This window comes from Methylobacterium sp. A49B (assembly GCF_053346215.1).
In genome coordinates this window covers 1-6,907 of sequence record NZ_JBKFBO010000146.1, presented here as the reverse complement: position 1 = coordinate 6,907, position 6,907 = coordinate 1, and the positions used below count along the sequence as shown (strand labels likewise).

The 6,907-nt window shown below is 67.1% G+C and carries 17 protein-coding genes; 13 read left to right on the top strand and 4 right to left on the bottom strand.

What is annotated here, in order from left to right; all coding sequences use genetic code 11:
• Positions 1-186: hypothetical protein (locus tag ACLBX9_RS30100; protein ID WP_447719960.1), on the top strand; the 186-nt coding region annotated here is incomplete at its 5' end.
• 227 nt (positions 187-413) lie between these two features.
• Here the strand turns inward: ACLBX9_RS30100 and ACLBX9_RS30095 are convergent.
• The gene (locus ACLBX9_RS30095; protein WP_447721497.1) at positions 414-680 is read right to left on the bottom strand and encodes a hypothetical protein; all 267 of its coding nucleotides are present in this window, start codon (positions 678-680) and stop codon (positions 414-416) included.
• Positions 681-1,152: 472 nt separating this feature from the next.
• Between ACLBX9_RS30095 and ACLBX9_RS30090 the strand changes: the two genes are divergently transcribed.
• Genes ACLBX9_RS30090 through ACLBX9_RS30040 form a run of 11 tightly spaced genes read left to right on the top strand, consistent with a single transcriptional unit; the run spans position 1,153 to position 4,932 of the window.
• Positions 1,153-1,458 (top strand): hypothetical protein, encoded by a 306-nt coding sequence (locus ACLBX9_RS30090; protein ID WP_447721496.1) that lies wholly within the window; start codon positions 1,153-1,155, stop codon positions 1,456-1,458.
• Positions 1,458-1,877 (top strand): HNH endonuclease, encoded by a 420-nt coding sequence (locus ACLBX9_RS30085; RefSeq protein ID WP_447721495.1) that lies wholly within the window; start codon positions 1,458-1,460, stop codon positions 1,875-1,877. Before ACLBX9_RS30090 ends, ACLBX9_RS30085 begins: the two co-directional genes overlap by 1 nt.
• Entirely contained in the window at positions 1,877-2,416 is a 540-nt protein-coding gene (locus tag ACLBX9_RS30080; protein WP_447721494.1) for a hypothetical protein, read from the top strand. The genes ACLBX9_RS30085 and ACLBX9_RS30080 overlap by 1 nt, the downstream gene beginning before the upstream one ends.
• Complete coding sequence (locus ACLBX9_RS30075) at positions 2,416-2,688, top strand: hypothetical protein (RefSeq protein ID WP_447721493.1); 273 nt, start codon at positions 2,416-2,418, stop codon at positions 2,686-2,688. Before ACLBX9_RS30080 ends, ACLBX9_RS30075 begins: the two co-directional genes overlap by 1 nt.
• A 1-nt stretch (position 2,689) precedes the next feature.
• A complete protein-coding gene (locus ACLBX9_RS30070) occupies positions 2,690-3,064 on the top strand; it encodes a helix-turn-helix domain-containing protein (RefSeq protein ID WP_447721492.1) in 375 nt (124 codons plus the stop codon).
• A 1-nt stretch (position 3,065) separates the two neighbouring features.
• On the top strand, positions 3,066-3,353 hold the full coding sequence (locus ACLBX9_RS30065) for a hypothetical protein (RefSeq protein WP_447721491.1): 288 nt from the start codon (positions 3,066-3,068) through the stop codon (positions 3,351-3,353).
• Entirely contained in the window at positions 3,350-3,721 is a 372-nt protein-coding gene (locus ACLBX9_RS30060) for a hypothetical protein (RefSeq protein WP_447721490.1), read from the top strand. Before ACLBX9_RS30065 ends, ACLBX9_RS30060 begins: the two co-directional genes overlap by 4 nt.
• Positions 3,721-3,981, top strand: a complete 261-nt coding sequence (locus ACLBX9_RS30055) for a hypothetical protein (RefSeq protein ID WP_447721489.1) — start codon at positions 3,721-3,723, stop codon at positions 3,979-3,981. Before ACLBX9_RS30060 ends, ACLBX9_RS30055 begins: the two co-directional genes overlap by 1 nt.
• A complete protein-coding gene (locus ACLBX9_RS30050; protein ID WP_447721488.1) occupies positions 3,981-4,313 on the top strand; it encodes a hypothetical protein in 333 nt (110 codons plus the stop codon). Before ACLBX9_RS30055 ends, ACLBX9_RS30050 begins: the two co-directional genes overlap by 1 nt.
• Complete coding sequence (locus ACLBX9_RS30045) at positions 4,310-4,501, top strand: hypothetical protein (protein ID WP_447721487.1); 192 nt, start codon at positions 4,310-4,312, stop codon at positions 4,499-4,501. Before ACLBX9_RS30050 ends, ACLBX9_RS30045 begins: the two co-directional genes overlap by 4 nt.
• Positions 4,498-4,932, top strand: a complete 435-nt coding sequence (locus tag ACLBX9_RS30040; protein ID WP_447721486.1) for a helix-turn-helix domain-containing protein — start codon at positions 4,498-4,500, stop codon at positions 4,930-4,932. The genes ACLBX9_RS30045 and ACLBX9_RS30040 overlap by 4 nt, the downstream gene beginning before the upstream one ends.
• A 304-nt stretch (positions 4,933-5,236) precedes the next feature.
• Here the strand turns inward: ACLBX9_RS30040 and ACLBX9_RS30035 are convergent, their stop codons facing one another.
• From ACLBX9_RS30035 to ACLBX9_RS30025, 3 genes are all read right to left on the bottom strand, one after another.
• Positions 5,237-5,494 (bottom strand): hypothetical protein, encoded by a 258-nt coding sequence (locus ACLBX9_RS30035; protein ID WP_447721446.1) that lies wholly within the window; start codon positions 5,492-5,494, stop codon positions 5,237-5,239.
• Between the two features lie 51 nt (positions 5,495-5,545).
• Positions 5,546-5,830, bottom strand: a complete 285-nt coding sequence (locus ACLBX9_RS30030) for a hypothetical protein (RefSeq protein ID WP_447721445.1) — start codon at positions 5,828-5,830, stop codon at positions 5,546-5,548.
• 177 nt (positions 5,831-6,007) lie between these two features.
• A complete protein-coding gene (locus ACLBX9_RS30025; protein WP_447721444.1) occupies positions 6,008-6,262 on the bottom strand; it encodes a hypothetical protein in 255 nt (84 codons plus the stop codon).
• Between the two features lie 397 nt (positions 6,263-6,659).
• Between ACLBX9_RS30025 and ACLBX9_RS30020 the strand changes: the two genes are divergently transcribed.
• A complete protein-coding gene (locus ACLBX9_RS30020; RefSeq protein ID WP_447721443.1) occupies positions 6,660-6,899 on the top strand; it encodes a hypothetical protein in 240 nt (79 codons plus the stop codon).
• The last annotated feature ends 8 nt before the right edge of the window (positions 6,900-6,907 follow it).

The following is a 6,907-nucleotide window of genomic DNA, read 5'->3' as shown; positions in this document are numbered from 1 at the left end:
GTGTCCGTCACGCAGCGCCGCGAGGCCGTGCGCGTCTACGCGGTGCTGGCGACGACGGCAGACGAGGCACTGGAGGCGATCGCGCTCTCCGCGCCGCCGCGGGCGAAGCTGGAGATCGTGGGCGGCCTGTCGCGCGACATGGCCCGTCGCATGGGCCTCAAGGCAGGAGAGCTACGCCTGGTGTGATGCGCTGGAGAACGGCACGGCCCAAACTTCACGTGTGCGACCGACGTATAGCTTGTCCATCCAGGTGAATGTGCGTGACTGTGATCGGCCTAAGCTCGCACGGTCGGGCCGGCGCAGTTCTTCCCGTACCGGGTCGGTGTTTCGCGGGCTTCAAAGTAACGCCCTGACGCTCGCGTATTCTGAGACTGACTGCGCCCTGCCGCCCGCCGGCGTGCGGGGCGCCTCTTTCAGAACGGCAGCTGATCCGCCAACCCCGGGGGCACCTTTCCGAAGATCGCCAGCGTCACCGGCTCTCCGCCATCGTCGTAGTTCGGATCAACGACCGTGCGGGTGAAGGCGGCCACACCGATCGCCCGGCCTCGGTTCACGTGCTCCTCGGCCACCCGGCAAGCCTCGTCCGGTGCCTTGCAGTCGATGCGGTTGCCCAGGGCGAGCTTGTCCTTCACCAGAACGAACAACTGGACGCTGTGAGCGATGATGGGCTTTAGGACCATGGTGGTTGCTCCTTGATTGCGGGATTACCTCGAAAGTTAAAACGGCAACATGTCTCTAGCCTCGGATGGTACATCGCCGAACGCGGCAATCGTAATAGGATCTTGGTCTTCTAAATCGCAGCAAGCGATTGCCACGGCTCCTGCATAACCTCTGCGGCACGATAGCTGCTGAGCCTGTTGTCTGGCTTCGTCAGCATTGGAGCACATCTGAGCCTTGCCCCGTTCCAATGGACCCTTTCTGTTGCGCTTGAACCCGAGAGCGGCATAGTTCCTACGTGATGCCATCGCGGTCTCCGTGACCCACGAAGGCTGGCACGAAACGGAACATAAAGGGAACAAACAAAATCAGCGGTTGTGGATGAGTGTGGATATCGCCTTGGCGAGCATGACCTGCTGGGTACATTTTGTACTTGACGTGCTGGGTACGTGACGTACCATATGGCTTCTCGCCTCTTGCGACGGAGCCGCCCCAGTGCTCACCGCCAACCTCGATCATCACCGGCCTCTGCCGCCTCTCCCCCGCGGCACCCGCATCGGCCGCCCCTGCGCCGACGGCTCCCTCATCCCCGGCACCATCCTCGGTCCCGCCTTTGGTGAGGGCTTCTACTGCGCCGAGCTGAGGGGTGAGGCCGGACCCACGATCGTCTGCCTCCACGTCGGAGAGGTCCTGGTCGATCCCGTGTTCGCGGATCTGCGCACGGCGGCGGTGGCGCTGCGGGATTTGGATGAGCGCGTGGCGCTCGCCATTCGGCCGCGTCGCGTCGTGGGTGCGTTCTGATGCCCGCCCGGCAGCGCCAGAACTTCAAGCCTGCGGTGAAGAAGGCCGCCCTCGATCGCGCCGAAGGCCAGTGCGAGGGTGCCATGCCGGATGGCTCCCGTTGCCCCTGTGCCATCCCGCCCGGCGGCCGGATCTTCGATCACGTCATCCCGGACGCCAACGGCGGCCGCCCGACGCTCGACAATTGCCAGGTGCTCTGCCTGCCCTGCGACCGCGCGAAGTACTCGGCCGATCGCCGGGCGATCGATAAGACCCGACGCCAGGCCGAGCGCCACGCCGGCACGCAAGCACCTTCCCGCCCGATGGTGGGGTACAGCTTCTTCCGGACCTCGAACGGTTTCGGCGGCGTCACGCGCGACCGCACCACGGGCGCGATCCTGCCGCGCCGTCCCGGCGTCATCGACGTGAGGGACCTGTGATGGCGGCCGCCCCGATGTTCGGCGCCCTGCCGCTCGCCCACGCGCCGGTCGCTTCGATCCCGGCGCTGACCCACTACAGCGATCGACTGACCTCGCACGTCTACTCGGTCCGCCAGTCTCTGATGCCGGGCTTCAAGCCGCACGGGCTGTGGGCGTCGGTCGACGCCGGCAACATCAGCTGGCCGGACTACGTCGAGGCCGAGGGCGAGGCGTACCTCTACCGGCTTCGCATCGTTCACGACGTGCGGCTCGCGACGGACGCTCGGGTCCTGCTGCTCGGGACCGTCGAGGATTTCGACGCCTTCGCCGGCGAGTACGGGCGCACCGAGCGCTTCGTGCCTTCCGACTACCACATGTACATCGACTGGAAGGCGGTCGCTGAGGCTTACCAGGGCATCGTCATCGCGCCCTACCGCTACGACCGCCGGTTCGACGGCGGCCTCTGGTACTATGGCTGGGACTGCGCCTCCGGCTGCATCTGGGATGCGGCCGCGATCGTCGCGATCACGGTGCGCTCTCCCGCGAGGGAGGTCGCCTGATGGCCGCCCGCGCCCGCCGCCAGCTCGCGCCCGAGCCGCCTCCGACCGCCGAGCAGGTACCGGATTTCGGTACCTATCGGCTGGACCAGCTCGGCTCCTGCCAGTGCCGCTACGCGTGCTCCTCACGCGGGACGGATCACCGCTTCTGCGGTCGACCGGCGGTTCACCATCACCCCAAGCGCGAGGCCGTCTGGTGCGCGGAGCATCGGGACATCGTCTTCGTCGACTGGCGCCCGGGCGGCCAGGTCCTGCGCCGCGCGGGGAGGGCCTGACATGCCTGGTCGCCGCTTCACCGATGCCCAGCGCGAGCAGATGGCCGAACGCCGCGAGGCTGGCGACAGCTACGCCAAGATCGGCCGCCGGTTCGGGTGCTCCGCCTCGAACGTCTACTGGATCTGCCTCGCGCTGGGCGCCGATCATCCGAAGGCGCGTCTGACCTCGGCGACCGCACCCGGACCCGCGGTGGTCCAGCGCGGCGACCACGCCGTCCGCCGGTTCTCACCGGACGAGGACGCCCTCCTGCTCACCCTCGATGCCGAGGGCCTGGGCAACACCGCGATCGGCAAGGTCCTGGGCCGACCCGCCAACTCCATCCGCGGGCGGCTGATGACGCTCGCCCGCCGCGAAGCCCGAGCGGAGGCCGCCTGACATGCCCCACCCCAAGGAGCATCCGCTGGCCGGCCGCCGCGTCGTTCCCCACCGCCATCTGCGAACGGGAGAGACGGTCTACGTGATCGACTGGGTCGACCGCCTCCCGGGCGGCCTCGCCCTGCTGCACCCGGACCATCCGGAGGCCCGCGCCTTCCGGCGTCGTGTCGCTGTCCTCGACCTCCACGCCTCCGGCGCCGTCCTCGCCCGCTCCACTGCCGGCCTCACGCTCGTCCATCACGCTGAGCTGCCGTCCTACGACCCCGTCCCTGTGGGAGTGATCTCGTGAGCGACCGCGCCTTCCTGGGCGTTCTCGCCCATCTCGACCCTCGGGCGCCCGGTCAGACCATGCTGGTCACCGTCGCCCTCCCGCGTGGCGAGTGCGACGCCGTCGTGAAGGCGCTCGGCGCCCCCGATCCGGAGCTCGGGCCGCACGTCGCCCTTCTGCCGTGCCTGCGCCCGGACCATCCGCGCAGCGATGACGACGCGGTGCTGCTCGCCGCGCTGCGGACCGTGAACCGGCTGCTGGCGGCAGGTCCCCCGCGCCTCAGCCACGAGCTGCTGCACGAGCTCGGCGCGCTGCAAGCCGCGACCGCCGGGCGCGCGCGGCGTCGGGACATCACGGCGCTGCCTGCCTCGATCCCGGGAGCGCTCTGATGGTCGACGTCAGCCCCACCGCCGAGTTGCTCGACCGGATCGCCGCCACCCTCGGCGTGCCGGTGGAGACCTTCACTACGCGGCCCACGCCGGTCGCTTCGAGCAACGCGGTGGTCGACCAGGTTGCGGCGCTGCTGGTCGATCCGGACGGCTGGCGCTTGGCCGTCGCCTTCGAGGCGCTGCCCTCACAGTTCCGACGGTCGCTGGCCGACATAGCCGAAGCGATCCTCGCCTCCTCCAGCAGGTCGGAGGCCGCCTGATGCCCGGCCCCTCACACGAGCCGCTGCGGCACCCCAGGACAGGCGAAACCTACGCCGCTCTCAGGGAGCGCGCCCGGACCATGCGCCAGGAGACTGGCGCCAGCCTGGTCGCGATCGCCACCGCCCTCGACGTTACCAAGGTGGTCGTCTCCAAGTGGGTTCGCGATCTGCCGGACCACGCGAAGGTCTGTCGCCTCAACGTCGTGGCCCATCACAAGCGGCGACGCCTGTACCCGCGCGGGGCAGGGACGGCCAGCTACGTCGAGGCGCTGAAGCGTCAGGGCATTCCGCAGGCCGAGCGCATCCGCCTCGCGCATGAGGCAGCACGATGAACGGCCCCGCCGCTGCTCGCGCTCTCGTCATGGGTGTCCTCGTCCTTTTCCTCGTTCTTGGGATCCTGCTGATCCCGGTGCTGGAGGAGGAGCTGCGGCGGGCGACGGCGAAGAAGATCGCGGCTGAGGCTGCAGCTAACGACAACGCCCGGAGGGGCGCTCCTCAGCCAGAAAGGCAGGTTGGATGAACGCGTCGCCCCACAACCTCAGCCGCCAGCAAGTCATGGCGCTCTTGGATCAGCGGGACACGCTGCTGGAGCAGGTGCGGCAGTTGGAGGAGGCGCTCGCACCGACGGCAATCCTGCCGCGCACTTGGCGCCTCACCGCGACGGAAGAGCGACTCCTGCGCGCATTGCGGGCTGTCGGCCCGAACGTCCTGCATCACGAGCGGGCAATGCTCGCCCTGTACGGCATGCTGGACGAGGCGCCTCAACAGAAGATCCTCGACGTCTTGGTCTGCAAGATCCGGCGCAAGCTCATGGAGGCGCAGGCGCAGGTCCGGATCGAGACGATCTGGGGCCGCGGCTGGCGTCTCTCGCCGGAGAGCTGTGCGCGGTTCGACGCGCTGGTGGGCGAGGATCGCGCTCGTTGGGCAGCGCAAGCCCAGGCGGTCGCGTGATGCGCCGCCTTCAGACGAAGTGCGGCGGCAGGATCATGGCCTGCGCCTGCACAACGAGGCTGAACGCGAGAGCTGCGGTCACGACCGCGTCGACGAGGCGGCTACGCACGGTGGCTGGCTTGGTCATCGGAAGCTCCCTCGTTGCGGCGGCCGGTGATCAGCTCCGTTGGGACAGCCTTATGGCTAAGCTCAGTGTCGCTAAGATTTCGTGGATTGTTGCATCGGCCGTGGTGCCTCGCACCACACTTGACCCCGCGTTCGGGGAGCGGGTGAGCGCGGGGGAGGGGGTATGAGCGGGCCGTCGCTACGGGTTCAGCCCCGCATCGAGCTTCCGCACCGCGCGGACCGACTTCGGCGGATCGATCTGCGACCGTGCCTCTATCCGGTGCGACATCCGACCGACAGTCATCAGGGATCGCAGCTTCGCGGTCACACCGATCAGCACCAGCAGACCAGTCACCAGCGCGAAGACGGTCAGTGTGTGCCGGATCGCGTCATCGTAATGGCTGCCGGCATGGACGATCAGCCAGCCCACGCCAACGAAGACGGCTGCCGAGATCAAGGGAACCACCAGGTCAGCCATTGTACCACGAGCAGCGAGGCTATTGGGCGCTCAATTCTGGCTCAGCGCCTGCTGCCGGATCGACGCGATTTCGCCTTCGACCTCTGTGAGGATAACGCGGACGCGCTCGACAGCACGCGCCGTTCGGACTGCGTGATCTCCATCGAGGATCCCGTCGGCGCGGACAGTCTCCATCAGATAAGGCATGATGCGCCGATTGAAGTAATCGTAATCCGTAGGACTCTTTATCTCATAGAATACGGCCAACGCGTGATAGGCGCGTGCAATCAGTCGCAGCGCAATATCGCCTGTCTCGTCCCGCTCGATACTGCTCATCGTCGCTTTTGGTCTGCCGAGCCGAGGGTGAAGCGGCCTAGCATGGCTGTGGATAACTGTCGATTGGAAGCGCGGCTCGATATTCGCCTAGCGCCTCGCCGCGTCGGCATTTCGTATTCATATGGCCAAGTTGCAACAGCGATAGCCTTCGCTCGCTCGGCGGTGCGGCTGTCAGCGTCAGGTATCCAGCGATCCGCTCGGTCGGATCATGGCGGCGACCTCCCGCTCGATGTCGGTGAGAATGCCGTGAACGCGTGTCGCGACGCCGTCGGGCACGCCGCCACCCGCATCGTTCTTCTCCGCGATCAAGCGCAGGTTGGCTTCGACAAACGCGTGGATGCGCGCCTGCGCCTGCTCGAACTCGCCCGGATGTGTGGTCTCGAACAGAATTGCGAGCGCGAGGTACGCACGCCCGATCATGTCGAGCGCCAATTCAGTGTCATCCCCTGGCTGATCAGAATTCGCGTCCATGAGGACCCAATCTACGGGTACGAGGCCATGGAATGTTTGCGTAACAGAGTAACAAGGGGGCGCCAATGACGAGGTTCCCGCCATCCAACGGATTAGCAGTTGGTCCCGCCAGAAAGCTTCCCAATGTCGCGCCTGCTCGTGCACTGAAACGCATCCAATGCACGCTCAGACACTCACACGATCATCGCAAGCGCCACCGCCACCAAAACCAGCAGTGCAGCACCGATCCACGGCGCCCAGCGCCGAAGCGCACCCTCGCGCATAAAGCCTTTGAGCACGCCCAGCCCCTTCGGTTTCAGTTCGAGCGCGTAGCCGCGCGCCTGGCTGTGCGCATCGCCCTGAGCTGCGGAGCAGTCCCATGCCCGACAGCAAAACGACGCGCGACGGCTTCACAGCTGCCGAACTCGCCGAATGCGCCGAACACGAGGTCCGCCAGCGACAGCGCGCTTACCCACGTTGGGTCGAGGCCGGTCGCATGACGCGGCAGCTCGCAGAGCGCCAGACAGCACTCATGCAGTCGATCGCTAGCAAGCTCCGCGCCGAGGCCGATGCCGAGGGCGCCAAAGGGGATTTGTTCGGCGAGGAGGTGCGCCCATGAACGTCGTC